Origin of the sequence: Streptomyces sp. NPDC001351 (assembly GCF_042896045.1) — a bacterium.
Lineage (GTDB): Bacteria > Actinomycetota > Actinomycetes > Streptomycetales > Streptomycetaceae > Streptomyces.
Genome location: NZ_JBIAWS010000005.1, coordinates 220,161 through 246,254, shown reverse-complemented (window position 1 = coordinate 246,254; position 26,094 = coordinate 220,161). Strand labels below are relative to the sequence as shown.

Below are 26,094 nucleotides of genomic sequence, written 5' to 3'. Positions count from 1 at the left end.
GCAGGCGGGGCGGGGCGGGCAACCCCGTGCCTCCGGCAGAAGACGCGGCCGCTTCACGCCCCGACCAGCGGCGACCCCGACGGCGTCCGCAGCGGTGTGGCCAGCTCCGCCAGGGCCCGTTCCAGGCCGTGCAGGTGGGCCAGGGCGGGTTCCGTCGCCGGTGACTCGAGGGCGGCGGCTGTGACGTGGTCGCGGTCGCCGTTCGTGAGCGCCTCGACCGCCGCCTCCACGCGCCAGCAGGCGGCGGCCAGCCGGGCGTCGTGGGAGGCCTCCGGGTCGGCGGCGACGGCGACCAGGCCGCGGGTCTCGCGGGCGCAGTCGTCGAGCAGGGCCAGCACCCGGCGGGCGCGCGACTTGCGGCCGAGCATCGGGTTGAGCGGGTGTACGAGGGGTGCGACGGACAGCCGTACGCGGCCGAGGAGTTGCTCCAGTTCCGCGATCCGCCGCGCCGGGTCGGCGGCCGTGGAGCCCGCGAGGCGGGCGGCTGACTCTGCCGTGCAGGCGTGGACGCAGCGCAGGGCGCGCTGGATCCAGGCGTCGGTGATGGAGTGCGTGGTGATGGGCAGGACGAAGAGAACGGCGAGTACCGCGCCGAGCGCGCCGACGCCGGTCTCCGCGAGGCGCAGCGCGAGCAGGCCCGGGTTCAGCACGCCCAGGAGGCCGTAGAGGAGTTCGGCGAGGAGCGTGACCCAGAGCATCATCCAGGTGTACGACACGGCGGCCGTGTAGAAGATGCCGAAGACGCAGACGGCGAGGAGCGCGGCCGTCGGGAGGGCGGCTCCGTGCAGGGGGGCGGCGATCAGCGGGCCGAGGCCGATGCCGATCACCGTGCCGAGGACCCGGCGGAAGCCGCGGACCAGGGTCTCGCCGCGCGAGGCGGTGTTGACGAAGATCCACCACGTGGCGCCGACGGCCCAGTACCAGCGCTGCCCGGACACCAGCTGGCCCACGACGAGCGCGAAGCCCGCGCCCGCGGTGGCCTGGACCGCCTGGCGCGTGGTGACACAGGCCAGGCCGGTGCCGGCGGGCGGCGCAGGCACAGGCGCCGGGGGCAGCTTGGCCTCGTAGCACCACAGGCCGAATCGGACCGCGGACGCACTGAGCACGGACAGCAGGACGGCGGCGTACAGCCCGGGCAGGCGGTCCGCGGTGGCGTGCAGGAACTGCGCCACGAAGAAGGTCATGAACGCGAAGACGCCGAGGCTGTGCCCGCGCGGCCCGAAGCGGCGCGCGTACACGCCCGCGCCGATGACGGCGAGGAAGGTGAGGTCGCGGGCCACGGGGTGGTCGTGCAGCTCGGCCGCGGCCGCGAGCACCGGGAGCCCGACGGCGGGCAGCAGCGCGGTGGTGACGGCCTGCCCACGGACGGTGGCGTCCGTGACCGTGAACAGGGCGAGCAGCGCGGCCAGCCCGCCGGTGACGGCACCGACGAGGGAGAGCCCGGCCAGGGAGCAGACGACGACCGCGAGCCCGATGCCGAGGACGGCCCGCGCGGCGAAGCGCAGGCGCGTCCGCCCCGGATCCGGTGCCACGAACACCCTCTTCAGCACTGCTTCCACCCCTCGACAATCACCGGCATGAAAAAGGCGCCACGGGGTCCGCAGCGCCATCGACGCGAACATTGCAGCATCAAGCCGTCGCCTGGCTCAAGTGGTCTCCAATATGCTGGGCCATTGGCACAGACATATCGGTCCGTCGACGGCCATGAGCGAGCCAACGGACCATCGACGAGGAGGCCGGGCACCATGGCCGTCGACGAGCTCGACACCCGCATCCTGCGGCTGCTGATGGAGCAGCCGCGCACGAGCGTGCGCGAGTACGCCCGGATCCTGGGCGTCGCCCGCGGCACCCTGCAGGCCCGACTCGACCGGCTGGAGCGGGACGGCGTGATCACCGGCACGGGTCCGACGCTCTCCCCCGCCGCGCTCGGCCACCCGGTGCTCGCGTTCGTGCACATCGAGGTCACCCAGGGGCATCTGGACGACGTGGGTGAGGCGCTGGCCTCCGTGCCGGAGATCGTCGAGGCCTTCTCGATCACGGGCGGCGGCGATCTGCTCACCCGGGTCGTGGCGCGCGACAACGCCCATCTGGAGGACGTGATCCAGACGCTGATCAGCCTGCCCGGCGTCGTCCGCACCCGCACCGAGGTGGCGCTGCGCGAGCGCGTCCCGCAGCGGCTGCTGCCGCTGGTCGAGTCGATCGGCCGCGCGGCCCGCTCATGACCTTGCCCTGGTGCGCTGCCATGCTGGAGCCATGAGCAAGCTCGGCGCCACTTCGGTCATCTTCGATCTCGACGGAACACTCGTGGACAGCGAGCCGAACTACTACGAGGCGGGCCGGCAGACTCTCGCCGAGCACGGCGTCCCGGACTTCACGTGGGCCGAGCACGAGGGGTACATCGGCGTCAGCACCCGGGAAACTGCCGCGCTGTGGAAGCAGGAGTACGGCCTGGAGGTCCCCGTGGACGAGCTCCTCGCCGACACCGACCGCCGCTTTCTGAAGCTGGCCCGGGCCGCCACGCACACGTACCCGGAGATGCGGAAGTTCGTGGAGCTCCTCGCGACCGAGGGCGTACCGATGGCCGTGGCCTCGGGGTCGTCGCCGGAGGCGATCGAGGCGATCCTCGCCGGTACCGGCCTGGACGCGTATCTGCGCACCGTGGTCTCGGCCGACGAGGTGCCCCGCGGCAAGCCCGCCCCCGACGTCTTCCTGGAGGCCGCCCGCCGCCTCGGGGCGGCCCCGGCCGACTGTGTGGTCCTGGAGGACGCAGCCCCCGGCGCCGCAGCGGCACACGCCGCCGGTATGCGCTGCATCGCGATCCCGTACGTCGCCGCACAGGCCGACGCGCCGGAGTTCGCCACCGCGGACCTGCTGCTGCGCGGCGGTCAGGGGGAGTTCACGGCGCGAGGCGCGTACGACTGGCTCGTGCGCTCAGCTCCGTCTTCCTGATCTTCCCGGTCGGGGTCAACGGCAGTTCGGACACGATCTCGACCAGCGGCACCTTGTACGTGGCCATCGCCCCCTTCGCCCATGCGCGCAGCTCGTCCGCGGTCAGCGCCGAACCGGGCGCGGTCCGCACGAAGGCGTACGGCAGTTGACCGCTGCGCTCGTCCTCGACGGCGACGACGGCCGCCGCGAGCACTTCGGGATGGCGTCCGAGCAGGGTCTCGACCTCGGTCGGGAACACGCTCATCCCCTTGACCTTGATCATGTCCTTGTTGCGGCCGAGGTAGCGCAGACAGCCGTCCTCGTCGAGGCTGCCGATGTCCCCGGTGTGCAGCCAGCCGTCGCGCAGCGCGCGGGCGGTGGCCTCGGGTGCGCGCCAGTAGCGGGTGAGGACCGAGGGGCCGCGCACGACGATCTCGCCGGGTTCACCCAGGGGCAGGGGCTCGCCGGTGGTGAAGTCGACGACCATGAACTCGGTGCCGGGTACGGGCAGTCCGCAGAACACGGGGTCGCCGAGCAGGTCGTGGTCGCCGTCCTGGAAGCCGAGGGTGTTGGTGTCGCTGGTGTGGGTCTCGGTCATGCCGTACGAGGCCTCGCGCAGGATGCCGCCGGTGGCGTGCCGCCAGCGTGCGCGCACTTCGGGGGTGAGTTTGCGGATGAAGGAGATGGCGAGCGGCGCGGTGAGGCTGCTCAGGTCGCGGTGCGGGAAGTCCGGGTGGTCGAGCAGTTCGAGGTAGTTCTCGACGGTTCCGGCCAGGGTGGTCACCCGGTACGTCTCGATCGCGTCGAGCACGGCGGCCGGGTCCCAGCGGGTGAGCAGCACGCTGGTGCCACCGGAGACCAGCGGGGCGAGGATGCCGAGGTTCTCGCCCGCGATCCAGAAGACGGGCAGATAGCACAGGGAGACGATGCCGTCCTCGCCGCCGCGCATGCCGTTCTGGATGGCGGTGGCCGTGTAGACCATGTGGCGCTGGGTGTGCTCCACGCCCTTGGGCAGTCCGGTCGTGCCGCCCGTGTAGTTGAGGGCGGCGAGCACGTCGAGGTCCTCGGCCGGCGCTGCCAGGGGCGGGTGCTGCATGATGGCCGGCCACTCGTCCTCCAGCAGTACCGCGCGGACGTCCGTGCCGTCGAGGGCCTCGGCGAGCACGTCCCGCAACGGCTCGAAGGACAGCACCAGTTCGGCACCGGAGTCGTCGATCTCGTGCCGTGTCTCGGCGGCCTTGAACATGGGGTTGACGGGCACATGGACCGCTCCGAGCCGCAGGATCGCGAGGAACGCGACCGCGAAGAACACGCTGTTGGGCAACTGGACGGCCACACGGTCACCGGGGCGTACCCCCCGGCTCGCCAGCCATCCCGCCAGGCGGTCGGTGGCGTCGTCGAGTTCGCGGTAGGTGAGCGCCTGCCCGTGGGCGACGAACGCCGGCCGGTCGGGTGTCTCGCGCGCCCAGTGGCGTACGTACCCCGGCACCGTCCGCTCGCCGGCGCGGTGAGCCGTGGTGTCGGGCTGTCTGCCCCGCCGCGATTTCGCCCAGCGGGAGCGCAGGTCGGCGAGGTATGCGTCGGTGCGTGGCGTTGGCGTCATCGTGCGGCTACTCCTGACGTGTCCGGGCGGCTTGGAGCAGGTGCAGATACATGGCGGTGACGTCGCGTACGGCGTCCTCGTAGGTGTCGGGGTGCGCGGCGACGCGGCGGGCGAACTCGACGCACATGCCGCCCACCGCGCGGGACAGCGCCAGGGGTTCGGCGGCCGGGGCGGCCAGGCCGCGGTCGGTGAGGCGGCGGATGTACCGGGCGTGGCGGTGGACGGGCCGTTCGCGGATCTCGTCCCACAGCTGCGCCATGCCGGGGTCGGTGCGGGCCTGCTGCTCCAGCAGGCCCAGCAGCGGCTGGTGCCGGGCGTAGGCGGCGATGAAGGCGCCGATGGACGCCTCCGCGACGGCGTGCGGGTCGTCCGTGTCGACGCCCGGGACCTCCTGTGCGGCGAGGAACGCGTCCCGAACCCGGACCGCGAGGACGCGGAAGATCTCCTCCTTGGAGGCGAAGTACACGTAGAAGCCCGCCCGGGAGACCTCCGCTTCCGTGGTGATGTCGGCGACGGTGGCGGGGCCGAGGCCGAGCCGCGCGAAGACGGCCTCGGCGGCGTCCAGGAGCCGGGCGCGGGCCGGTGCCTCGGTGCGGTCGCGGGCGGTGCGGACCGCCCAGGCCTTGTGTGTGCGTGCCACACCGGGAGCGTATTGACGTTGACGTCAATGTCAATGAGCATGGCGGGGCCGGTCGATGAGGACCGCTGAGGTCCGGGTCCTGGAGGGCTCCCATGGGTACTGCCGCCGTGCTCGTCGCCAACCGCGGGGAGATCGCCGTGCGCGTCCTGCGGGCCGCCTCGGAGGCCGGGCTGCGCTCGGTCGCGGTGTACACCGAGGGCGACGACGCGCACGCTCGACCGGCCGACGAGGCCGTCCCGTTGGGCGACTATCTCGACGGCGGCGCCCTGCTCGCCGCCGCGCGCGGCACCGGCTGCGACTTCCTGCACCCCGGGTACGGCTTCCTGAGCGAGGACGCGGACTTCGCACGCCGCTGCGCCGCGGCCGGGGTCACCTTCGTCGGGCCCACGCCCGAGGTCCTGGCGGTCTTCGGGGACAAGGCGCGGGCGCGTGAGTTCGCCGTCGAGGCGGGGGTTCCCGTGCTCGCCGGGGCCGACGGTCCGGACGGGGCGCGGGAGCTGCTGACCGCCGGGCCCGTGATGATCAAGGCGCTGGGCGGGGGCGGCGGACGCGGCATGCGGGTCGTGCGGCGGGCCGAGGAGCTGGAGGAGGCCTGGGAGCGATGTGCCTCGGAGGCTCAACAGGGCTTCGGGCGGGGCGAGTTGTATGCGGAACGGCTGCTGGAGGGCGCCCGGCACATCGAGGTCCAGGTCGTGGGGGACACGTCGGGCGCCGTCACGCATCTGTGGGACCGGGACTGCAGTGCACAGCGCCGCCACCAGAAGGTGATCGAGATCGCGCCCGCCCCCGAACTCTCCGAGGACACCAGGGAGCGGATCCTCGACGCCGCGCTGCGGATGGCCCGCGCCGCCCGCTGTTCGAGCCTGGTCACCTTCGAGTTCATGCTGCGCGGTGAGGAGTTCTGGTTCATCGAGGCCAATCCGCGGCTTCAGGTGGAGCACACGGTCACCGAGGAGGTGACGGGGGTGGACCTGGTCGCGGTGCAGCTGCGCCTGGCGGCCGGGGCCACGCTGGACGAGCTCGGGCTCTCGGGGCCGCCGGCTGCGCCGCGCGGGTTCGCCGTGCAGGCGCGGGTCGCTGCCGAGGGGGCGGGGCGGATCACGAGGTTCGACCTGCCGTCGGGGCCCGGCGTGCGGATCGACACGGCGATCCGCACCGGGGCCGAAGTCGGCGTCCGGTATGACCCGTTGCTCGCCAAGGTGGTCGCGCACGTACCGGCGGGCGATGCGGAGGCGGCGTGTGCCCGGGCGCGGCGGGCGTTGGACGAGTTCGCGGTGGAGGGGGTGCGGACGGGGATTCCGCTGCTGCGGGAGGTGCTGTCCCGGCCGCGTTTCTGGGCGCACACGGGCGTGGTGGCGGAGCTTGCGCAGGCCCACGTCGTTCCCGAGGAGGCGGCCGGGGACGGCGCGGTGGTCGCGCCGCTCAGCGGCACCGTCGTCTCCGTCGACGTCTCCCCCGGCGAACCGGTGCGGGCCGGACAGCAGTTGCTGGTGCTGGAGGCGATGAAGATGGAGCACGTGGTGCGGGCTCCCGCTTCCGCAGTGGTACGGCTGCTGCACGCGCGCGTGGGCGAAACGGTCGGCGAGGGCTCCCCGTTGGCCACCCTGGACGACCTCACCGGTGCGCAGGGCGAGGCGCCCGCGGTGGAGCCGGCCGATCCGGATGCCGTGCGCGCGGACCTCGCCGAGGTCGTACGGCGGCACGCCTTCGGGCTCGACGAGAACCGGCCGGAGGCGGTCGCGGGGCGGCATGCCCTCGGCAGGCGCACCGCCCGCGAGAACATCGAGGATCTCTGCGACACCGGCACCTTCACCGAGTTCGGCGCCCTCGCGATCGCCGCCCAGCGCGCCCGCCGCTCGCTGGACGACCTGCTCCGGTCGACGCCGGCCGACGGCATGGTCACCGGCACCGGGCAGATCAACGGCCGGCCGTGCGTGGCGATGTCGTACGACTACACGGTTCTCGCCGGCACCCAGGGACTGCAGAACCACCGCAAGACGGACCGGATGCTGGAGCTCGCCGAGCAGCGGCGGCTGCCCGTGGTGCTGTTCGCGGAGGGCGGCGGCGGGCGGCCCGGCGACACCGACACCACGGCCGTGGCGGGCCTCGACGTGACGACCTTCCAGCGGATGGGGCGGCTCAGCGGGCTGGTTCCGCTGGTCGGCATCGTCTCGGGGCGGTGTTTCGCCGGCAACGCGGCGCTGCTGGGCTGCTGCGACGTCGTGATCGCCACCCCCGACGCGACGATCGGGATGGGCGGGCCCGCGATGATCGAGGGCGGCGGGCTCGGTGTGTTCCGGCCGGAGGAGGTGGGCCCGCTGTCGGTGCAGGTGCCGGGCGGGGTGGTGGACATCGCGGTCGCCGACGAGGCGGAGGCCGTGCGGGTCGCGCGGCGGTATCTGTCGTACTTCCAAGGAGAGCAGGGCAGTTGGGAGGCAGCGGACCAGCGGCGGCTCAGGCAGGTGGTGCCGGAGAACCGGCGGCGGGCCTACGACGTGCGGGCGGCGGTCACCGGGCTCGCGGACACGGACTCGGTGCTGGAGCTGCGGCCGGAGTTCGGCGTGGGCGTGCTGACCTGTCTCGTACGGATCGAGGGGCGGCCGCTGGGCCTCCTGGCCAGCAACCCGGCGCATCTCGGCGGGGCGATCGACCGGGACGCGGCCGACAAGGCGGCGCGGTTCCTGCAGTTGTGCGACGCGTTCGGGCTGCCGGTGGTCTCGCTGTGCGACACCCCGGGATTCATGGTCGGCCCGGACGCCGAACGGACCGCCACCGTACGGCACTTCGCGCGGCTGTTCGTGACGGGCGCCAATCTGCGGGTGCCGCTGGTGAGTCTGGTGCTGCGCAAGGCGTACGGGCTCGGGGCGATGGCCATGATGGGCGGCTCGACGCGGGCCCCGCTGGCCACGGCGGCCTGGCCGAGCGGCGAGTTCGGCGGCATGGGGCTCGAGGGTGCCGTGCGGCTCGGCTACCGCAGGGAGCTGGCGGCGATCACGGACCCGGCCGAGCGTGCGCAGGTCTTCGAGGAACGGGTCGCCGCGTTGTACGAACGCGGGAAGGCGGTCAACGCGGCGGCCGCGCTGGAGATCGACGCGGTGATCGACCCGGCCGGGTCGCGGGCCTGGATTCTTGCGGCGCTGGAGCGGTGCCCCGTACCGGAGGCAGGACACCGCCCGTTCGTCGACACCTGGTGATCCGAGGCCTGGCGTGCCCTGGCCCCCGCCCGGGGCACCGCCCGTTCAGCGAGGCCTGGTTCAGCTGGGCCGGATGTTCTGGTTGAGGCGGAAGACGTTGTCCGGGTCGCGGTCGGCCTTGACGCGGGCCAGGCGGTCGTAGTTGCCGCGGTAGCTGGCCCGGACGCGGTCCTGGCCCTCGTCCATCATCATGTTCACGTAGGCGCCGCCCGCCGAGTACGGGTGCAGGGCCTCGAAGTAGTCGACGGTCCAGCGCCTGACGAGGTCCGCGTTGGCCGGGTCGGGGTCGACTCCGGCGTAGACGGTGGACCACTGGGCGCCTCGGTAGGCCCAGGGGGTGTCGTCGGGGCCGACGTCATGGGCCGCGCCGTCGATCGGGTACAGGTGCATGGTCGACTGGGCCGTCGGCACCTCGGTGCCGAACTTGGCGTGCAGTTCGACGGCCTCGTCGGGGATCTCGTTGACGAAGTCGGCGCGCCAGTACCACTGGTGGCCGGGCGGGTAGAGCCCGTCGAACATGGACTGCAGGTCGGGGTGGGCCATCGGTCCGACGGCGTGCAGCATCGGTGTCGGCAGGGCGTCGAGCAGCGGAGCCATCTCGCGTGCGGCGGCCTCGGTGTCGTCGCCCGCGTAGCACCAGACCACGCCGGCCGTCTTGCGCAGCTGGATGTCCTCGGGGAACGGCGGGGCCGGCGGGACCATGCCGTAGAGGAAGAAGGCATTGAGCTCGCGTGGCGCGTTCGGCAGGAAGTCCCGGTAGGCGCTGAGGACTTCGGGGCTGATCTCGACGGGCCAGAAGGTCGGGCCGCCGACGACGGTGCCGACCTCGTGCAGCCGGAACAGGAAGGAGGTGACGACGCCGAAGTTGCCGCCGCCTCCGCGGATCGCCCAGAACAGGTCGGTGTTCTCGTCGGCGCTCGCACGCACCTGCCGTCCGTCGGCCAGGACGATGTCGGCGGCGAGGACGTTGTCGATGGTCAGTCCGCACTTGCGGGTCAGGTGGCCGAGTCCGCCACCGAGGGTGAGCCCGCCGACGCCGGTGGTGGAGACGATGCCGCTGGGGGTGGCGAGGCCGTGCGGGTGGGTGGCGCGGTCCACCTCGCCCCAGACGCAGCCGCCGCCGACGCGCACGGAGCGGGCCACGGGGTCGACGTGGATGTCCTTCAGGGGTGACAGGTCGGCCACCACACCGCCGTCGACGGTGCCGAGGCCGGCTCCGTGGTGGCCGCCGCCGCGGACGGCCAGGGGCAGGTCGTGGGCGCGGGCGAAGCCGATCACGCGGGCCACGGCGTCCGCGTCGGCGCAGCGTGCGATGAGTGCCGGGCGCCGGTCGATCATCGCGTTGTAGACGGTGCGGGCCTGTTCGTAGCCGGAGTCCTCGGGGCCGATCAGCTCGCCGGTGAAGTCGGCCAGTTCCCTGCGTGCCGCCTGGACGGGTGTACTGGACATGCGGATATCCCCCGTTTTTTCGGAGTCGGGTCGATCTGCACGTTCTACTCGGGTTGCGTCCGCCCGGGCATCCGTGGGTGTCACCTAGCTCGGGCCCGTGGGGTACCTACGTTTCGCCCTCGGTGAGCAGTCCGAGCTCCGCGGCGCGGGCGGCGGCGTGCCGACGGGTGGGTGCGCCCAGTTTGTCGAGGACCGCGCGGACGTGGTTGTCGACGGTGCGGACGGAGACGACGAGCCGGGCGGCGATCTCGGAGTTGGTCAGGCCCTCGGCGAGCAGCCGTATGACCTGCAGCTGGCGTTCGGTGAGGCCGGCGGGGTTGCCGCGGGTGGCGGCGAGCGGGCCGCGCGGGATGCGGCGCACGCCGAGCCCGCGCAGTTCCGCGCGGACCAGCCGGGCCAGCGGTTCGGCGCCCAGCGCGTCGAGCCGGGCGAGGGCGGTGAGCTTGTCGTCGGGCTCCGGGCTCTCGGCGAGGGCGGCTGCGTATTCGTAGGGGCAGCCCGCCGTGTGCCACAGGGCCGCGGCCCGCCGCCACTGCCCGCGGGCCTGCAGCGCGTACGGATGTCCCGAGTCGTCCGCCGGGACCGGGTGTCCGGCCTTGGTGAGCCAGTAGCCGAGTTCGGCGCGGTAGGGGACACCGGCCAGGTGGCGGGCCTGGGCGTGCACGGGGGCGACGGCCTCGACGACGGCGGCGTGGTCGCCGCGCAGCCAGGCGGCCTCCGCGAGCGCGGCGGCGACGGGCCCGGTGCGCTGGAGTTCCCGCGTGCGTACGGCGATCTCCCGGGCCTCGGCGAGGAGTTCGTCGGCGCCGGGCCGGCCGCAGCGGGTGCGCACCCGGGCCAGGACGGTCAGCGCAGGGCAGCGTGCGGGCAGGAAGTCGTGGATGCCGAACTCGGCGTGCCGCTCGGCCTCGTCCCAGTCGGCTGCGGCGAGCCGGCGTATGGCGAGCTCGACGTGGAGGTAGGTGAGGAAGCCGAGATGTTCGGCGCGGTCGGCCAGGTCCATGGCCGGGAGCAGGAAACGGTCGGCCTCCGCGAACTGCAGGTGGTCGAGGAGGGTCCAGATGAGGTTGGCGTAGGCGCGGCAGGCGTGTTCGACCTCACCGGCGTCCAGGGCGACCTCGAGACTCTCCTCCACCTGGTGGCGCCCGCCGGGGTCGCCGCCGCGCCAGCGGGCCGTGCCCATGTTGTTGAGGGCGTGCGAGAGGATCGCCGCGTCCTGGGTCTTCTGCGCGAGCACGATGGCCCGTTCGGCGTGTTCGACGGCCTCGGGATAGCGGTCGGACAGCATCCGCAGCTGGGCGATGTTGCTGACCGCAAGGGCCAGCAGCCGGTCGTCGCCCGCGTGTTCCAGGACGGCGACGGCCTCGCGGGCGGCCTCCTGCGCCTCGTCGGCGTCCCCGGCCCACCAGTGGATACGGGAGAGCCAGCGCAGGTCGGCGCCGAGGGCGAGGGTGTCACCGAGCAAGCGGCGCAGGGCGACCGCCTCGCGCTGGGCGGTGACGGCGGCGGCCGAGTCGGCGATGGTGTAGCTCTCCACGGCGTAGCGTTCGAGCAGGTCGGCGAGGTCGGGCGGAGGGTAGCGGTGCCGCTGCCGCAGGACGAGGCGCAGCTGGGCGGCGGCCTCGCGGTGGGCACCGGCGCAGGCGGCGTCGCGGGCGGCGTCGGGCCCGTAGCGGGCGATGGCGTCCTGGTCGCCGGCCTGGGCCGCGTGGTGGACGATGCGGGCGGCGTCCGTGCCGGGCCGGGCCACGAGGGCCGCGAGGACGCCACGGTTGAGGTCGATGCGCCGGGCGGTGGGCACGGAGTCGGCGACCGCCCGCCGGATCAACTCGTGGCGGAACGCCACGCGTTCCGGCGTCACGGCCAGCAGCCCGCGCTGCTCGGCCGCCGCGAGGACGGCCACCCCACCGCCCAGCAGCGCATCGACGAGCGGGCGTTCGACCGCCGAGGGGACGACGGCGAGCTGCTCCAACGCGTCGACGGTGGCGGGTTCCAGTCCGCGCAGCCGGGCGAGCACGGCGTCGACGACGGTCGGGGGCACTCCCCCGGTGCCGCCGGACGCGAGGACCTCGGCGACGAAGAAGGGGTTCCCGGACGTGACTTCGTAGACCTGAGCGGGGTCGAGACGACCGGCCGCGCTGAGCGTGCGGACGGCGGCGAGTGACAGCCTGGCCAGGGGCAGGCGGTGCACGCGTGGCGCGCGCGAGACCTGGCCGAGGAGGTGGCGCAGGGGGTGTCCGCGGCTCAGTTCGTCGTCGCGGTAGGTGAGGACGAGCAGGGCGGGCAGCCGCTCCATGCGCCGGACGAGGAAACGCAGGGCGTCCAGGGATGCCTCGTCGGCCCAGTGCACGTCCTCGACGACGAGTACCGCAGGGTGCGGGGTCACGGCCAGCTCGCCGTGCAGGGCCTCGTAGACGCGGTGGCGGTCGCCGCCCTCGGTGACGGCGCGGGCGAGTTCGGCTCCGACGCTGCCGACGAGGTCACGGAACGGCCCGAGGGGGCGCCGGGTGGCGAGGTCGTCGCACTGTCCGACGAGCACGCGGGCCTGCCCGGGCAGCCGGTCGGGCATGGCTCTCACCAGGCTCGACTTGCCGATTCCGGCCTCGCCGAAGACGAGCACCACCGAACCGGCCCCGTCGGCCGCCTCCCGTGCGGCCGTGGCCAGCTGTGCCAGCTCGGGCTCGCGCTCGAGGATCCCCCGGTCCACGCCGCCGATTCTGCCACCGGAGCGGTGCGGGATGACGGGTCCTGCCGGTCGGATGTCGCCGGTGGAGTCTGATCCGGCCGCGACTGGCGAGGGTGGACGACCACCGGGGAGCGGTCCGTGGTTCGGGGTGAGCGTCGACCGCCTGGTGCGGGAGGCGAGCCGCTCCCTCGGCCGGCCGGCGGCCGCCTCCTTCAAGCACGTCTCACCCGCCGGAGCGACCGTAGCGGTCGGCGCCCTGACCAGTGCGTATCTGCGCGCCCGGGACGCCGATCAGCCGCGACGGCGGGCGCACCACCGTCTTCGGGGCGGCCCGCCCGGCATCCGGCGGCGAACAGGTCTCGGTCGCCGCTCCCTTCACCGAGGTCACAGTCGACGCCATGAGCGGCCGGACCTGTTGGCCGAGGTCTGGTGGACGCTCGACGAGCGGTTCAGGATCGCTGCCGCCGCCGTCGGCCCTCTTCGGGGATCGGGATCCGCCCTCACGGAGGCGTGAGCGGAAGGTCGTCCGTGTAGGCGTTGACGGGCGGGGAGATGCGCTCGGTGCGGTGGACGTCGAGGGCCGCCGTCGCGGACTTCGTGCCGAGTGTGCCCTTGGGGTGCCAGGTTCCGGTGACGGCCACCCAGGTGTTGGCCGGCAGTGCGGTGGCCCCGTACATGCGGACCTTGACCGACTGGGAGTCCGCCGCGCAGCAGGTGAAGATGATCCGGGTGAGATACCAGCCGCCGCCCTGCCCCGCCGGGGTGACGAACCCGGTCATCTGGATGCTGCGGCCTCTGAGAGCCTGCTCCCGGTCCTGCTGGACCCGGGCGGTGAAGTCGGTGAGGGTCATCGGCAGCGGGACGGTCGCGGGCAGTGGATCGAACCGCTGGGCCTTCGGCACGGCCTTGTTGCTCGCGTGCGAGGCGGTGTACGCGCCGAGGGCGGGCGGGGCGTAGAGGAGCAGGCTGAGCGCGGGCAGGAACAGCAGCCAGGCGATGCGGGGCGCGGTGGAGTGGTCGTGGCCGTGTGCGTGCGCGTCGGCTTCGGGGGCCGCGCGGTCCAGGGCCGCTGCTGCCAGGCCCAGCAGCAGGAGCAGCGCCCCGGAGGCGATCAGCAGGGGGCGCAGGCCTTCCTTGACGTAGCGCAGGCAGAGGTCGCTGAACAGGGCGGCGTGCAGCAGGCCCAGACCGGTCAGGACCAGCAGGAGGACTTGGGCGTGGCGCTTCACAGCAGTGCGCCTCCGATCAGGACTCCGGCGGCGACGGCCACCAGCGTCGTCGCGGTCGAGAAGCGCAGGGCGAAGGACCGGCCGAAGGTGCCCGCCTGAAGGGCGATCAGCTTCAGGTCGACCATCGGCCCGACCACCATGAACACCAGTCGCGCGGTGGGCGAGAAGCCGGTGAGCGAGGCGGCGACGAACGCGTCGGCCTCCGAGCAGACGGCGAGCAGGACGGCGAGCGCGGCCAGGAAGAGCACCGACAGCCAGGGCGAGCCGGAAAAGGTGTCGAGGACCGAGCGCGGCACGGCCACGTTGAAGGTGGCCGCGGCCATGGCGCCCAGCACCAGGAAGCCGCCGGCGTGCAGGAAGTCGTGCTGGAAGCCGAGGCGGAACTCCCGTGCGCGACTGTGTCCCGACCGGTGGCCGGTGTGGCGGACGGACGGACGCAGCCACTCCTCGCGTCCCAGCCAGAGCCACAGCCAGCCCATCGCGGCCGCGGTGACGAGGGAGGCCAGCAGCCGGGCGGCGACCATGGCGGGGTTTCCAGGGAAGGCGACGGCCGTGGCGGTGAGCACGATCGGGTTGATCGCGGGGGCGGAGAGGAGGAAGGCGAAGGCCGCGGACGGGGTGACACCACGCCGGATCAGGCTGTTCGCGACCGGCACCGAGGCGCACTCGCAGCCCGGCAGCACGACCCCCGCGACGCCGGCCACCGGGACGGCGAGCGCGGGACTGCGAGGCAGGATCCGGGTGAACAGGTCGGCCGGTACGAACGCGTTGATCGCCCCCGACAGGACCGTGCCCAGCAGCAGGAAGGGCAGCGCCTGGACGGTGATGGCCAGACAGACCGTGCGCCAGGCCGCGACGGCGGGCTGGTTCAGCCATCCGACGCCGGTGAGCGAGAGGACCGCCACCGAGCCCACGGCGGTGACGACGACGAGGGGCAGGGGCCGTCCGGTGACGCGGCGCCCCTGATGGCCGGCCGGCGCGACGAGCGCCACTTCTTCCGCCACACCAACCAGCTCATCCGTTTTATTCATATTTACTCCGGATGTCGGATTTCGTGGCGAAGATAAGCCAGGATCACTCCCCTCACGGTGCGCACACGCCGCCGCGGGCGGATGAATGAACGGGACCGGGAACATACTTGACCTTGCGGGGGGACTGTCCCGCGGTGGCCTGATGCGAGAGGGGCGGCGTCCGGGTGAGCGGCGACGGCAAGATACAGGGAAAGATCGAAGTGCGGCTCAAGTGGGATCCCAGCCCCTGGAACCGGCCGCCCCACCATCTGGACATCATGGCGACCACCTACTCGACGGACGCCCCGCAGGGACGGCCGGTGTACGTCGTGCACACCGAGAGCCGCTCGCCGGACGGCACCATCAACATGAGCCGGCACAGCGAGACCGGCCTGGGCCTCGGCTTCGTCGAGGTGATGGTCCTGGAGCTCGACCGCCTGGCGCCCTCCTTCGCGCGGGTGGTCGTGGGTGTGGCGATCCATCAGAGCAGCGGCCCCAAGTGCTTCGGCGACATAGCGAACACGGGCGTGCTGGTCGTCGACGGGTACACGGAACTGCTCAAGGACGACTTCGGGCAGGTCGCCGACGCCACCGCGGCGACGGTCGCCGAGTTCACCCGGGACGCCTCCGGCGCCTGGGAGTTCCACAGACTGGTCCGCGGTTTCGACAGCGACCCGACGGTCTTCGCGGCGGAGATGGGCGGTACCCCGCAGCCGTGACGGGCGCCGGACGCGCGCCGACCGCCCTCACCCGACCGCGACGTGATCGTCCGGGCACGGGCGCTCGGTCCTCGCCCCCGGCGACTGAGCCCGGCGTACCGGAAGAAGGGGCCGGGCGGACGCCCGCTTGCGGCCGTGTTCGTGGAACAGCGCCAGGACGATCGCGGTGCCGACCGCTATCAGATGCTCGCGGCCGGCCAGATTGGGCACGGCGATCGACTCCCACACCATCGACCCGCCGGTGAGGGCGAACACGATGGGAGCGCGCCGCACGACGGAGAGATAGGTGAAAAGGCCCACGACGGCGGCAGAGGGTCCGGTGTCCAGCACCTGACCGATCCCGGGCGGCAGCCCCAGCCCGCCCCAGCCAGGGCCGAGCGCGAGCATCACGCGCACCACGAGGGTGCCGGCGAGGGTGGTCGCATACGAGATGACGAGCGTTCTGGCCCGGCCGAGGCTCAGCTCGGCGAGGGCGAACGCGAGGAACAGGCTCGTGATCCCGCCCCACACGGGCAGATCCAGAGCCGGGACATACAGCGACACCGGCGTCCGCAGCAGGGCCAGCCACAACGGCAGGTCGCCCTTGACGCCGCCGAGCAGCCGCACCACCACCGCACCGGTCGGCCACTGTGCCAGCGCATGGAAGAAGATGACGCCCAAGGCCGCGAGGAACGCCAGGAACAGTGCGGGCAGCCCACGACGTCTGAGTTGCCGCACCGGGTCGACGACGATGCCCTGCCACTCGCCCCGCAGCGTGCGCACGACGAACGCCACCACCCGCCACAGCGCGCCGCGCGGCCGCCTGTACTCACGGTCGGCCGGATCTCCCCACAGCCCGTGGGCACGCAGCCGATCCGCGGCGCCGCCCGCGCACCGCACCCCCTTGCGTAGCAAGACTCCCCCGCCTCCCGTCCATCGCCCCACCGATGGTCGGTACGGGGCGAGGCCGCCCCTAGGGAGGCTATGCCCGGCGGCGGGGCTTCCTTCGCTTGGCGCCCTTGGAGACGTCGGATCCGGCCCTCGGGTTGCGTCCCGCCGACTTCCCCGTCGTCTTTCCGTTCGCCTTGGCCGCCGTGGGCTTGCGTCGGGCGCCGGTCGTGTCGCCCGCCTTGCCCTTCGTTTCCGGTGCCGCCGCCCTGCGGCCGCGGGAGCTGTTGACCGTGCGGCCGCGGACGATTCCGATGAAGTCCTCGACCAGGTCCGTGGTCGCCTCCTCGGGCCAGGCCAGGGCGACGCTCGACTCGGGGCCGTCCGCCAGCGGCCGGTACGTGAGGTCCTTGCGGTGGTACAGACGGGCCAGCGACTGGGGGACGACCAGGAGGCCGACGCCCGCCGCGACGAGTTCCACGGCGTCCTCGGTGGTGGCGGGGCGCTCGAAGGCGGGCTCGCCCGGCGGCCGGTCCCAGTCGAAGACGTCGTCGAGGGGGTGGAAGAGCACCTCGTCCGCGAGGACCTCGACGGTCACCTCGTCCGCCGCCGTGATCACGTGGTCCTTGGGGACGACGACGACCGTCGTCTCGGCGTAGAGCGGGATGGCGCTGAAGAACGTACGGTCGACCGGCAGCCGTACGAGTCCCGCGTCGGCCCCACCGGCACGCAACACGTCGGATGCCTCGGCGGCCGGAACGGCGAGGAGGTTCAGCGGGATGTCGGGCAGGCGCTCGTTCCAGATCCGCACCCACTTGGCGGGGGTCACTCCCGGGACGTACGCAAGCCGGAACGCCTGGGATTCTTCCGAGCCTGTCACCAGTCCAGGCTACCCGGCCGTGGTCGGAGGTCTCGAACATGCTCGATACCCTGGACGGCATGAAGTCGCACCAGAGCACCCAGACGATGAAGCCCGCTACCGCGGCGAAGAAGCTGGGTGTGTACCTCGAGGCCACCCCCGCCGAGTTCCAGGAGGGTGTCGTCTCACGAGCCGAGCTCGATCGGCTCCAGGCCGAGCCGCCCGAGTGGCTGCGCGAGCTGCGGGCGAACGGCCCGCACCCCCGTCCCGTGGTCGCGGCGAAGCTGGGCGTCTCCATCGCGGGTCTCGCCCGCGGCGGGATCACCGAGCCGCTCACCACCGAGCAGATCGAGGCCCTGAAGCAGGAAGAGCCCGAGTGGCTGCAGAAGGAGCGCGCCACCCAGGCCGAGGTCCGCAAGGAGGCGGCGCGCATCAAGAAGCGCAACGCCGAGCGCGAGGCTCGCAGCGAGGGCCCGCGGTCCTGACGCGGCCCGTTCGCGACGGACGGTTGCCGTCCGGATCCACTGCGTGCACAAAGCACGTATCTGACGGAACGTCACGACGAAGGTCACAAAAGCGTATCGGACATTCCGGCCTTCAACCTTCACACGAGCCGCACAAGTTGGCTAGCGTGGTTTCAGGCCGCACGAGTTCCTCCGGCGAACCCCGCCGGGACGCGCGGCCTCCGCCGAATCCGGTGCGCCCCTGTGGCAGCCGGAACCGGGGACCCAACCGAACGACGGGGTGAATCGGCCGACTGCCCGCCAGGGCAGGGGCCGTAGGGCATGCCTTCCGGAACCGACCGCCCGAACCCGACAGCTAACTCGGTAGGCGGAGTACGGAAGGAGTACGGCTCCCATGGCGCCGGATCGACCATCGCGCACCGGAGGCTTCGGCCTTCCCGGTATGCGCAACTCCGCTCTCGCGACCGCCGCCCTCACCTCGGTGGCCCTGTTCTCGCAGACCGCCGACGCCGCGCCGACGACCGGCGAGGAGGGGCCCAGCCGCGAAGCCGTCCGGCAGCGGGTGAGCAGCCTCTACGACCAGGCCGAGTCCGACACCGGCAACTACAACTTCACCCGGGCCCAGCTGCTGGGAGCGCGGCCGCCCGCCGCCCCGCCCCGCGAGCGTGGCCGCTCGGATCCGGCACTCGACTCGGTGTCCCGGCGGTGGTTCGACGGAGCGCGCGCCTCGCTGGGTCCGACGGTTCCCGCGGTGCTCCCGGCCGACCGTAGGCCGGCCCGCCAGGCCGAGCCCCGGCGCGCGGCGGACAGCCGCAGCACCGCCCTTGAGCTGGAGGCGACCGCCCGGCCCGTGGCCGAGCTGCCCTCCGCGGAGCCCCGCAGGCCGGTGGCCGAGCTGACCGCAGGCCCCACGGCCACGCTCCCCGCCGTCCCGCAGCCCCGCCAGGAGGCCGCCCCCGCGCTGCCCGCGGCGGCCCCCGAGTCCAAGCAGTCCTCCCTGCGCAGGTCCAAGGAGCAGAACCAGCGCAAGATCGCGGCGGCCAGCGAACTGCTGTACCGGTACACCGCCCGGCAGACCTCCGCACCGCGCCCGGCCGTTGAGGCCGCGCCTGCCCAGCTCCCCTGGCAGGACCAGGTGCAACAGACCAGCCCGGCAGCCGATGAGGCCTGGCGGCTGCAGCAGCCGACGGTGCTCGAACCGGGGCTGCCCGCGGCCGGGGATCAGCTCATGCAGCCGTCGGTTCTCGACACGGGCGTACCCGCGGTCGAGGGGTGGCGCATGCAGCCGTCCGTGCTCGACACCGGCATACCCGCGGTCGAGGGGTGGCGCATGCAGCCGTCCGTGCTGGACACCGGCGTACCCGCGACGGAGGAGTGGCGCACCCAGCCGTCCGTACTGGACACCGGGATACCCCAGGCCGGGGGTTGGACCGTGCAGCCGTCCGTCCTCGACACGGGCGTGCCCGCCGCCGGTACGCCCACCGTCACCAAGGCCGACCGGGCGATCGACTTCGCCCGTGCACAGATCGGCAGGCCCTGTCTGTGGGGTGCGGTCGGGCCGGAGTCGTACGACAACGCCGGGCTCACCCAGGCCGCCTGGCGGGCCGCCGGGGTCACCCTGCCGCGCACCACGTACGAGCAGGCGGGCGCCGGCACGGTGGTTCCCCTGGCCGAGAGCCGCCCCGGAGACCTGATCTTCTTCAACGACAACTTCAGCCACGTCGGCCTCTACACCGGCAACGGCTTGATGATTCACGCACCGGGCCCGGGCGCGGTCATCCGCGAGGACTCGGTCCACTACGCAGGGGAAGCCGCGGTCCGGATCGCCGTACGCCCCGCATGAGACGAGGAACGCCGGCAGCGGCGTGACACCAACAGCTCGCTGAACCACGAGGCCGCCGACGGAAGTCGGCGGCCTCCTTCTTGTTCGCCACAGGAACCCCGCGACATCCGGTGACGCATGCACGGGCGTCGCTGCCTGGCCGCCGCCCTCGCCGCCGCGGGATCGCATGCGCAACGGCCACCTGTGGCTCCGGTTCCGGGAGCGCCGGTTCCCGCGACCCGAACGCGTCAAGTCGCTCTCGGATGCGATGCGTACGAACCCGCCCGTGCCGGAGTGAGCCCTGCGGGGCCGCCGGTCCCCCGTGCCGGCGGCCCCGGCACGGCGTGGGGTTCCCGGCGTCCTCCCCGAGCGCCGGGACTCCCCCGCTGCGGCTTCCGTGGCGCCGGTGTGCTGGAGTACATGCGAGAACGTCGTTGTCGCTCAAGGGTGCTCGCATGCAGTCTGGGGCAGTGGACGGCATCGCCGGTATGGGTACAACTGCGTACGCGGCGGACGAGCGGAGAAGAACGTGGCACAGGTGCCGGGCGGGGCCCACGAACGCATGCTGTCGGTGGCCGTCGCCGCCCTCAACGAGCGTGAGCCGGAGCGGCTGTGGCCGCTGCTCGCGTCCGCCCTGCCCGGTCTGTGCGGCGGCGAGACCCTGATCTACAAGCTGGACGACTGGAACGAGACCGGAGGCACGGTCGGCATGCCGTCCGAGGTCGCCGTCGAGTTCGACGGGCTCGGGGAGGAGGACCTGGGCCTGCTGCGGGCGGGTTTTCCGTTCGCGGACCACTACGCGGGCGGCCCGGACCGGACTCCGCTGACGGCGCGCAGGGCGGCCGGGGCCGCATGGCCGGTGAGCCCGACCGCGCGGCTGATCGGCGACATCATGGACGCGGACCATGTGCTGGCCGTGCCGCTGCCCCTGACGACGACGCCGATCACCGGATGCATGATCTACCGCTCCGGTACGGACTTCACCGACGACCACGTCCGGGTGGCCCGGCAGCTGCAGCCCCTGCTGGCGGCGGTGGAGCAGCAACGGCAGCTCCTGGAGCGCTGGAAGCGGACGGCCGCCCCGGACTCCGCGGGCGAAACGGCCGCGGACTGCCCGCTCACTCCCCGGGAGATGGCCGTCCTGCTCCTGCTCACGGACGCCCTGACCGCGGCCGCGATAGGCCGGCGGCTCGGTATCTCGGACCGTACGGTCCACAAGCACGTCGAGAAGATCTACCGCAAACTCGGCACCCGCGACCGCATCAGTACGGTCCTGCGGGCGCAGCAGCTGGGGCTGATTGCCACGCCGTGACCCGCGGCGGCGCGGTCAGGGCCGTCGCGCCCGGTACAGGTCGCGCAGCAGGGCGATCTCGGCCCCGTGGTGCAGGACTTCCTGGTTGACCCACCACACGATGCCGGCGAAAGGCTCTTCCGGGTCGCTGCCGTGCGGATAGCTGCAGTGGCCGACCTTGTCGAGCGCCGCGTCGCCGCTGCTCACCAGCGCCCCGCGCCAGGCCGTGACTCCGGCGTCGAAGGCGGCGACGGCCGCTGCCACGTCCCCGCTGACGAGGTAGTCGTCCCGGGTGAGGCTGTGGTTGCCCGCCGTGTGATCGGCACGGAGGGTCAGCATCTCGCTGAGGTGGCTCAGCCGCCACGCGATGGTGGTGAAGGGGGGCGGCCAGGGGTGCGGGTAGGAGGCCGCGTCACGTCCCCAGTCCCCGTCCGCCGCGCCGGCCAGCAGGGTGGCGCGCGGCCCGGGACCGTCCACCCGTCGCCGCACCGACCAGCAGTCCGCCACCGGCTCCCAGAGGTACTCCTCGTCGGTCATGGGCCCGACCTCGGTGTCCGCACCGTCGCCGCTGTCCATCACCGGCCCGGTCAGCCGGGCGGCCAGACGCCCGCAGGCGAAGTCGAACTGCTCCAGCAACGGAGCCAGACGAGCTACGGTCACCGGCACTCCCATGGCGGACTCGTGGACGTACGGCGCGGGCATGAACCGACCGGCTAGCCTGGCACGACCGGCGCACACCCCGCCTCTCCTTTTCCGGGGGCAGGTAGTGCGGCGACAGGTTCCCGATGACAGGGAGTCGGCCATGAAGCCGAACCGCTCCATCCCCTCCTCGACCGTCATCCCCGTCCTGATCTACCCCGATGTACGCGCGGCGGTCGCCTGGCTCGGTGCGGCCTTCGGGTTCGTGGAACGGGTGCGGATCGGCGAGGACCACCGCGCGCAGCTCGGCTTCGGCGACGGCGCCGTGATCGTCGGGGACACCCGCAAGGACCGCCGTCCCCCGCGCCCCGGCGAGGTCACGCACTCGGTGACGGTGCGCGTCGACGACGTCCGCGCCCACTGCGAACAGGCCCGGACCCACGGCGCACGCATCGTCATGGAACCGACCGACTTCGAGTACGGGGAACGCCAGTACACGGCCGAGGACCTCGCGGGTCATCAGTGGACGTTCTCGGAGACCCTCGCGGACATCGCGCCGGAGGAGTGGGGCGGGCAGACGGTGTCGGCCGGCTGAGGAGCCTCAGCCCGGCGCGGGTCCGATCCCGCCCTTGAGCCGCTCCAGGTCGGAGGGGCGGACCTGGATGACGACCAGGGCGATCAGGGCGGCGAGGACGGCGAAGATCGCTGCCATGATGAAGGCCGCCGAGATCCCGGATGTGAGCACGTGGTCGGACCAGGGACTCGGAAGCTGCCCGGTGTGCTTGAAGCGCAGGCGTTCGGCCGGGGTGGCCTGGGCCAGGAAGCGCGGGATCTGCTGGTGGGCCTCGTTGGTGCTGGCCGTGCCGAACATGGTGACCAGGATGGACAGGCCGAGTGAACCGCCCACCTGCTGCGTGGCGTTGAGGAGTCCGGAGGCAGCGCCGGTCTCCCGGACGGGGACGTTGGACAGCGCCATGAGGGTCAGCGAGACGAACTCCATGCCCATGCCCAGGCCGAAGACGCAGACGGGTCCGAGGATGCTGCCCGCGTAGGTGGAGTGGACGTCGGTCAGGGTCAGCCAGGCCAGACCCGCCGCGGCGAGAACGGCGCCCACCACCATGAAGGGTTTGGGTCCGAACTTCGGCAGGAACCGCGAGGCGAGCGCCGCGCCGACCGCGATGACCGCGCTGACCGGCAGGAAGGCGAGCCCGGCCTGCAGCGGGCTGAAGCCCAGGACGTCCTGCACGAAGAGCGTGAGGAAGAAGAACATGCCGAAGATCGCGGCGGCCAGGCTCAGCATGATGCCGTAGGTGCCCGCGCGGTTGCGGTCGGCGAACATGTGCAGCGGGGTGATGGGCTGCCGGGAGCCGCGCTCGACCAGGATGAACACCGCGAGGACCACGACCGCCGCGGCGAACGAGGCCAGCGTGAGGGCGTCGCGCCAGCCGTCCTGGGCGGCTCTGATGAACCCGTAGACCAGCAGCACCATGCCCACGGTGGAGGTCAGCGCGCCGGCGATGTCGAAGTGGCCCGGATGCCGTTCGGACTCCTTGATCCAGCGGGGTGCGGCGAGGGCGATCAGCAGGCCGATCGGGACGTTGACGAACAGCACCCAGCGCCAGTTCAGCCACTCGACGATCACGCCGCCGGCGAGCAGCCCGATGGCGCCGCCGCCCGAGGAGACCGCGGCGAACACGCCGAAGGCCCGGTTGCGTTCCGGGCCTTCGCGGAAGGTCGTGCTGACCAGGGAGAGTGCGGTCGGGGAGGCGATGGCCCCGCCGACGCCCTGGAGGGCGCGTGCGGCGAGGAGTTCACCGGAGTTCTGGGCGAGCCCGCCCAGCAGGGAGGCGAGCGCGAACAGCAGCACCCCGAAGACGAACATGCGCCGCCTGCCGAGGATGTCGCCGGTGCGGCCGCCGAGCAGCAGCAGGCCGCCGAAGGTGAGGGTGTAGGCGTTGACCACCCAGGAGAGGCTGGTGGTGGAGAAGTTCAGGGCGCTCTGGATGTGCGGCAGCGCGATGTTCACGATGGTGATGTCCAGGACCACCATCAGCTGGCAGGAGGCGATGACCAGCAGCGCCATGCCGTTTCCGCCGCCGCCCGGTGCGCGGGTGGCGGCCTGTGATGCGGAGGTCGGCTGCGGGCTGCTGCTCATGGTGTGTCGCACTCGGCGGCGTCGGTGAACGGTGCCGTCCACTGCGGCGTCTACCGTTCGACCGTACGCCCCTGTTGCGACCGTCACCACTTGATTGACTCGGTGACGGTTCACACCGGTTTGGAGCGTGTCGAGCGGTTCAGGAGCGGGTCTTGTGGGTCATGGCGAACTCGTCGGCCTCCGGCAGGTCGAACTCCCCGTGGTCGCTGCCCAGCCCCTGCGCCACCAGCGCGGCGGCGGCGCTGCCCAGCACGGCGGCCTCGCGCGGGGTGCGGCCGAGACTGATGCCCCGCATGAACCCGGCCGAGAACGCGTCGCCGCAGCCGGTGCTGTCGACGACGTCGACCTCGAAGGCGGGGACGGTTTCCGTGCCCTCCGCGGTCACCAGCAGCGCTCCGTCGCCGCCGCGAGTGACCGCGACGAGGCCCGCCCCGGCGGCGAGGAGCTTCTTCGCGCCGGTCACGAGGTCCTGCTCCTCGCTGAAGCCGAGGACCTGGTCGTCGTTGGGGAGCAGGTAGTCGACGTGCGGGAGCAGCGCTTCGATCTGGTCGAAGGTGCCGAGCTCGCCGGGGGCGAGGAGGTCCACGGAGGTGACCACGTCGTGTTCCCTGGCGTGCGCCAGGATGCGCGCGGCGACGTCGGCGCCGATGAGTTCGGGGCCGCCCAGGTGGAGGTGGGTCGCCTCGGCCACGGCGTCCCAGGGCACGTCGTCGAGGCCGTAGGTGATGTTGGCGCCGAGCAGATGGAGCGACGGGCGGTCGCCGTTGGGGCGGATGGGCAGGACACTCGCGGAGGTCGAGGTGTCGACACGGCGGACGAGCAGCGCGGTGTCGATGCCTGCCCTGTCGAGGAGTTGGACGAGCAGGTCGCCGGTCGGGTCGCTGCCGATCGCACCGGCGGTGCGCACCGAGGCGCCGAGCTTGGCGAGCGTGAGGGCGGTGCCGCCGGCCGTCCCGGCGGCGGTCATCCGGATGTCGTCGACGAGGGTCGCGCCCTGCCCCTCGGGTATCTCCTCCACCGGCCGCACCAGTACGTCCAGCACGTGCACGCCCATCGTGACGACCTTCATCGCTCTTCCTCCTGCGCGGCTGGTACGGGGTGGGTGGTGCCGTAGTTGCGGGCGATGGCGGCCTCGATGACCGCGAGTTGCTGCTGTTCGTCGAGGACGCGGGGTGGTCCGAGCGCGGCCGCGTGCCGGTAGACACCGCAGGCCCACTCCAGCAGCAGGGCGTGCTCGACGGCCTTGTCGAGGGTCGGGGCGTGGGTGAGTGCGCCGTGGTTGGCCATCAGGGCGGCGCTGCGGCCCTCCAGCGCGGCGAGCACCGACCCGGCGAGTTCCGGGGTGCCGAAGGTGGCGTACGGCGCGACGCGGACGGTGCCGCCGAGACCGAGCAACTGGTAATGGATACAAGGCAGTTCGTCGAGGACGAGGGAGAGTGCGGTGGCCATCGGGGCGTGGGTGTGGACGACCGCGCCGGTGCCGTAGCGCCGGTAGACGCCGAGGTGCAGATCCAGCTCCGAGGTCGGCTCCAGGGTTCCGGCCACGATCTGCCCGTCCAGGTCGACCACCGTCACCTGGTCCGCGGTGAGTTCGGCGAGCACCGCCCCGGTCGCGGTGATCGCGACCAACTCCTCCACCCGTACGCTCACGTTCCCGGCCGTGCCGATGAGCAGGCCCTCGGCCCCCAGCCGGCGGCAGGCGTCCGCCACGGCGGCCCGCTCCCGCCCGAGCGCCGCGCTTGAGTCGGTCATGTGCGGGACCGTAACCTAAACATGAAACAAAGTCACGTTCAGGTTCGGAGGTTGTTCGTGGGTGAGCCGACCGCGGAGGCCGGCGGGGCCGCCCCCCTGCGCCGTACCCCCCAACAGGCGCGCAGCAAGGCGCGCTTGGCGAGGGTCCTGGAGGCCGCCGAGCGCATCCTGATCGGTGAGGGGGTCGAGGCGCTGACCACCACCAGGGTCGCCGCGGAGGCCAAGGTGTCGGTGGGCTCGCTGTATCAGTACCTGCCCGACCGCGACGCGATCATCGACGCCCTGGCGGCCGGATACTTCGCGAAACTGGAGGCCGCGATGGGCGGCCTCGTGCAGGCCGCGGCGGCGGAGCGCTGGGCGGACCCGGTGGGGGTGCTGATCGACGCGTTCGCCGGGATCTACCGCACCGAACACGGCTTCCGGGCCCTGTGGTTCGGCAGCGGTCTGACCGAGCGGACCCGCGCCGCGGACCGCGCGCACAAGCGGCGTATGGCCGACGGAATCCGCCGCGTCCTGCTCGCGCTCGACATGACCCACGACCACGAGACCCTCGCCCGCGCCTGCCACGCCGCGGTCCTCGCGGCCGACGCGCTGGCGCAGGAGGCGTTCCGGCGGGACGCCGAGGGGGACGGGGAACTCCTCGACGAGGCCAAAGTCATGCTGCGTGGCTTTCTCGCGGACGTCACCGCACGCCGTCCACGCCGCCGCTGACCGTGCCCGCGGGCGGCGTACCAGCCCTGGTCCCACTCCACTCAGGACCGGCGCCGCCAGGTCACGGTCGCGCTCG

23 protein-coding genes and 1 riboswitch are annotated in these 26,094 nt (G+C 72.7%); of the genes, 10 read left to right on the top strand and 13 right to left on the bottom strand.

Annotation, left to right across the window (positions count from 1 at the left end):
- Positions 1–53: 53 nt before the first annotated feature.
- Positions 54–1,550, bottom strand: a complete 1,497-nt coding sequence (locus tag ACFY1U_RS19950; RefSeq protein WP_390695861.1) for an FUSC family protein — start codon at positions 1,548–1,550, stop codon at positions 54–56.
- Positions 1,551–1,745: 195 nt separating this feature from the next.
- Between ACFY1U_RS19950 and ACFY1U_RS19945 the strand changes: the two genes are divergently transcribed.
- Both ACFY1U_RS19945 and ACFY1U_RS19940 read left to right on the top strand, forming a co-directional pair.
- Positions 1,746–2,222 (top strand): Lrp/AsnC family transcriptional regulator, encoded by a 477-nt coding sequence (locus tag ACFY1U_RS19945; RefSeq protein WP_390695431.1) that lies wholly within the window; start codon positions 1,746–1,748, stop codon positions 2,220–2,222.
- Between the two features lie 31 nt (positions 2,223–2,253).
- Positions 2,254–2,949: an HAD family hydrolase gene (locus ACFY1U_RS19940; protein ID WP_390695430.1), complete on the top strand. Its 696-nt coding sequence runs from the start codon at positions 2,254–2,256 to the stop codon at positions 2,947–2,949.
- On the opposite strand, the gene ACFY1U_RS19935 is transcribed toward ACFY1U_RS19940, so the two are convergent.
- Together ACFY1U_RS19935 and ACFY1U_RS19930 are read right to left on the bottom strand one after the other, a co-directional pair.
- Positions 2,897–4,531, bottom strand: a complete 1,635-nt coding sequence (locus ACFY1U_RS19935; RefSeq protein ID WP_390695429.1) for an AMP-binding protein — start codon at positions 4,529–4,531, stop codon at positions 2,897–2,899. The two genes, ACFY1U_RS19940 and ACFY1U_RS19935, sit on opposite strands and share 53 nt — an antisense overlap.
- 7 nt (positions 4,532–4,538) lie before the next feature.
- Complete coding sequence (locus tag ACFY1U_RS19930; RefSeq protein WP_390695428.1) at positions 4,539–5,171, bottom strand: TetR/AcrR family transcriptional regulator; 633 nt, start codon at positions 5,169–5,171, stop codon at positions 4,539–4,541.
- Positions 5,172–5,263: 92 nt separating this feature from the next.
- Between ACFY1U_RS19930 and ACFY1U_RS19925 the strand changes: the two genes are divergently transcribed.
- Entirely contained in the window at positions 5,264–8,365 is a 3,102-nt protein-coding gene (locus ACFY1U_RS19925) for a carboxyl transferase domain-containing protein (RefSeq protein WP_390695427.1), read from the top strand.
- Between the two features lie 60 nt (positions 8,366–8,425).
- Here ACFY1U_RS19925 and ACFY1U_RS19920 read toward each other — a convergent pair whose 3' ends face one another.
- Positions 8,426–9,814 carry an FAD-binding oxidoreductase gene (locus tag ACFY1U_RS19920; protein WP_390695426.1) on the bottom strand — a complete coding sequence of 463 codons (1,389 nt, stop codon included), beginning with the start codon at positions 9,812–9,814 and terminating at the stop codon, positions 8,426–8,428.
- A gap of 106 nt (positions 9,815–9,920) precedes the next feature.
- Positions 9,921–12,521 (bottom strand): ATP-binding protein, encoded by a 2,601-nt coding sequence (locus ACFY1U_RS19915; RefSeq protein WP_390695425.1) that lies wholly within the window; start codon positions 12,519–12,521, stop codon positions 9,921–9,923.
- A gap of 127 nt (positions 12,522–12,648) precedes the next feature.
- Here ACFY1U_RS19915 and ACFY1U_RS19910 point away from each other — a divergent pair, with 127 nt between their 5' ends.
- Positions 12,649–13,014, top strand: a complete 366-nt coding sequence (locus ACFY1U_RS19910) for a hypothetical protein (protein ID WP_390695424.1) — start codon at positions 12,649–12,651, stop codon at positions 13,012–13,014.
- On the opposite strand, the gene ACFY1U_RS19905 is transcribed toward ACFY1U_RS19910, so the two are convergent.
- Both ACFY1U_RS19905 and ACFY1U_RS19900 read right to left on the bottom strand, forming a co-directional pair.
- Positions 13,001–13,729, bottom strand: coding sequence for a TIGR03943 family putative permease subunit (locus ACFY1U_RS19905; RefSeq protein WP_390695423.1), 729 nt, complete (start codon positions 13,727–13,729; stop codon positions 13,001–13,003). The genes ACFY1U_RS19910 and ACFY1U_RS19905 overlap by 14 nt on opposite strands.
- Positions 13,726–14,760, bottom strand: coding sequence for a permease (locus ACFY1U_RS19900; protein WP_390695422.1), 1,035 nt, complete (start codon positions 14,758–14,760; stop codon positions 13,726–13,728). Before ACFY1U_RS19900 ends, ACFY1U_RS19905 begins: the two co-directional genes overlap by 4 nt.
- A 164-nt stretch (positions 14,761–14,924) precedes the next feature.
- Between ACFY1U_RS19900 and ACFY1U_RS19895 the strand changes: the two genes are divergently transcribed.
- Positions 14,925–15,458: a TerD family protein gene (locus ACFY1U_RS19895; protein ID WP_390695421.1), complete on the top strand. Its 534-nt coding sequence runs from the start codon at positions 14,925–14,927 to the stop codon at positions 15,456–15,458.
- A 27-nt stretch (positions 15,459–15,485) separates the two neighbouring features.
- On the opposite strand, the gene ACFY1U_RS19890 is transcribed toward ACFY1U_RS19895, so the two are convergent.
- Entirely contained in the window at positions 15,486–16,244 is a 759-nt protein-coding gene (locus ACFY1U_RS19890) for a hypothetical protein (RefSeq protein WP_390695860.1), read from the bottom strand.
- Positions 16,245–16,419: 175 nt separating this feature from the next.
- Positions 16,420–17,205, bottom strand: coding sequence for a LysR family substrate-binding domain-containing protein (locus ACFY1U_RS19885; RefSeq protein WP_390695420.1), 786 nt, complete (start codon positions 17,203–17,205; stop codon positions 16,420–16,422).
- A gap of 59 nt (positions 17,206–17,264) precedes the next feature.
- Here ACFY1U_RS19885 and ACFY1U_RS19880 point away from each other — a divergent pair, with 59 nt between their 5' ends.
- The 3 genes from ACFY1U_RS19880 (at position 17,265) to ACFY1U_RS19870 (ending at position 20,782) form a co-directional block, all read left to right on the top strand.
- Positions 17,265–17,669, top strand: a complete 405-nt coding sequence (locus ACFY1U_RS19880) for a DUF5997 family protein (protein ID WP_390695419.1) — start codon at positions 17,265–17,267, stop codon at positions 17,667–17,669.
- A 191-nt stretch (positions 17,670–17,860) separates the two neighbouring features.
- A riboswitch (cyclic di-AMP (ydaO/yuaA leader) is annotated at positions 17,861–18,034 on the top strand.
- Positions 18,035–18,042: 8 nt separating this feature from the next.
- On the top strand, positions 18,043–19,491 hold the full coding sequence (locus ACFY1U_RS19875; protein WP_390695418.1) for an NlpC/P60 family protein: 1,449 nt from the start codon (positions 18,043–18,045) through the stop codon (positions 19,489–19,491).
- Positions 19,492–19,999: 508 nt separating this feature from the next.
- Positions 20,000–20,782 (top strand): LuxR C-terminal-related transcriptional regulator, encoded by a 783-nt coding sequence (locus ACFY1U_RS19870; RefSeq protein WP_390695417.1) that lies wholly within the window; start codon positions 20,000–20,002, stop codon positions 20,780–20,782.
- Positions 20,783–20,797: 15 nt separating this feature from the next.
- On the opposite strand, the gene ACFY1U_RS19865 is transcribed toward ACFY1U_RS19870, so the two are convergent.
- Positions 20,798–21,433 carry a DinB family protein gene (locus tag ACFY1U_RS19865; protein ID WP_390695859.1) on the bottom strand — a complete coding sequence of 212 codons (636 nt, stop codon included), beginning with the start codon at positions 21,431–21,433 and terminating at the stop codon, positions 20,798–20,800.
- 130 nt (positions 21,434–21,563) lie between these two features.
- Between ACFY1U_RS19865 and ACFY1U_RS19860 the strand changes: the two genes are divergently transcribed.
- Positions 21,564–21,995, top strand: coding sequence for a VOC family protein (locus ACFY1U_RS19860; RefSeq protein WP_390695416.1), 432 nt, complete (start codon positions 21,564–21,566; stop codon positions 21,993–21,995).
- A 6-nt stretch (positions 21,996–22,001) separates the two neighbouring features.
- Here the strand turns inward: ACFY1U_RS19860 and ACFY1U_RS19855 are convergent, their stop codons facing one another.
- From ACFY1U_RS19855 to ACFY1U_RS19845, 3 genes are all read right to left on the bottom strand, one after another.
- Positions 22,002–23,555, bottom strand: coding sequence for an MFS transporter (locus tag ACFY1U_RS19855; RefSeq protein WP_390695415.1), 1,554 nt, complete (start codon positions 23,553–23,555; stop codon positions 22,002–22,004).
- A 139-nt stretch (positions 23,556–23,694) separates the two neighbouring features.
- Complete coding sequence (locus ACFY1U_RS19850) at positions 23,695–24,624, bottom strand: carbohydrate kinase family protein (protein WP_390695414.1); 930 nt, start codon at positions 24,622–24,624, stop codon at positions 23,695–23,697.
- Entirely contained in the window at positions 24,621–25,307 is a 687-nt protein-coding gene (locus ACFY1U_RS19845) for a class II aldolase/adducin family protein (protein WP_390695413.1), read from the bottom strand. The genes ACFY1U_RS19850 and ACFY1U_RS19845 overlap by 4 nt, the downstream gene beginning before the upstream one ends.
- A 57-nt stretch (positions 25,308–25,364) precedes the next feature.
- Here ACFY1U_RS19845 and ACFY1U_RS19840 point away from each other — a divergent pair, with 57 nt between their 5' ends.
- On the top strand, positions 25,365–26,018 hold the full coding sequence (locus tag ACFY1U_RS19840; protein ID WP_390695412.1) for a TetR/AcrR family transcriptional regulator: 654 nt from the start codon (positions 25,365–25,367) through the stop codon (positions 26,016–26,018).
- The last annotated feature ends 76 nt before the right edge of the window (positions 26,019–26,094 follow it).

What these genes read in the sequence shown, in the direction of transcription:
- ACFY1U_RS19945 (WP_390695431.1), top strand. Translation starts at nt 1,746, where the DNA reads ATGGCCGTCGACGAGCTCGACACCCGCATCCTGCGGCTGCTGATGGAG.
- ACFY1U_RS19940 (WP_390695430.1), top strand. Translation starts at nt 2,254, where the DNA reads ATGAGCAAGCTCGGCGCCACTTCGGTCATCTTCGATCTCGACGGAACA.
- ACFY1U_RS19935 (WP_390695429.1), bottom strand. Translation starts at nt 4,531, where the DNA reads ATGACGCCAACGCCACGCACCGACGCATACCTCGCCGACCTGCGCTCC.
- ACFY1U_RS19925 (WP_390695427.1), top strand. Translation starts at nt 5,264, where the DNA reads ATGGGTACTGCCGCCGTGCTCGTCGCCAACCGCGGGGAGATCGCCGTG.
- ACFY1U_RS19920 (WP_390695426.1), bottom strand. Translation starts at nt 9,814, where the DNA reads ATGTCCAGTACACCCGTCCAGGCGGCACGCAGGGAACTGGCCGACTTC.
- ACFY1U_RS19900 (WP_390695422.1), bottom strand. Translation starts at nt 14,760, where the DNA reads ATGAATAAAACGGATGAGCTGGTTGGTGTGGCGGAAGAAGTGGCGCTC.
- ACFY1U_RS19880 (WP_390695419.1), top strand. Translation starts at nt 17,265, where the DNA reads ATGAAGTCGCACCAGAGCACCCAGACGATGAAGCCCGCTACCGCGGCG.
- ACFY1U_RS19875 (WP_390695418.1), top strand. Translation starts at nt 18,043, where the DNA reads ATGGCGCCGGATCGACCATCGCGCACCGGAGGCTTCGGCCTTCCCGGT.
- ACFY1U_RS19865 (WP_390695859.1), bottom strand. Translation starts at nt 21,433, where the DNA reads ATGGGAGTGCCGGTGACCGTAGCTCGTCTGGCTCCGTTGCTGGAGCAG.
- ACFY1U_RS19860 (WP_390695416.1), top strand. Translation starts at nt 21,564, where the DNA reads ATGAAGCCGAACCGCTCCATCCCCTCCTCGACCGTCATCCCCGTCCTG.
- ACFY1U_RS19855 (WP_390695415.1), bottom strand. Translation starts at nt 23,555, where the DNA reads ATGAGCAGCAGCCCGCAGCCGACCTCCGCATCACAGGCCGCCACCCGC.
- ACFY1U_RS19850 (WP_390695414.1), bottom strand. Translation starts at nt 24,624, where the DNA reads ATGAAGGTCGTCACGATGGGCGTGCACGTGCTGGACGTACTGGTGCGG.
- ACFY1U_RS19845 (WP_390695413.1), bottom strand. Translation starts at nt 25,307, where the DNA reads ATGACCGACTCAAGCGCGGCGCTCGGGCGGGAGCGGGCCGCCGTGGCG.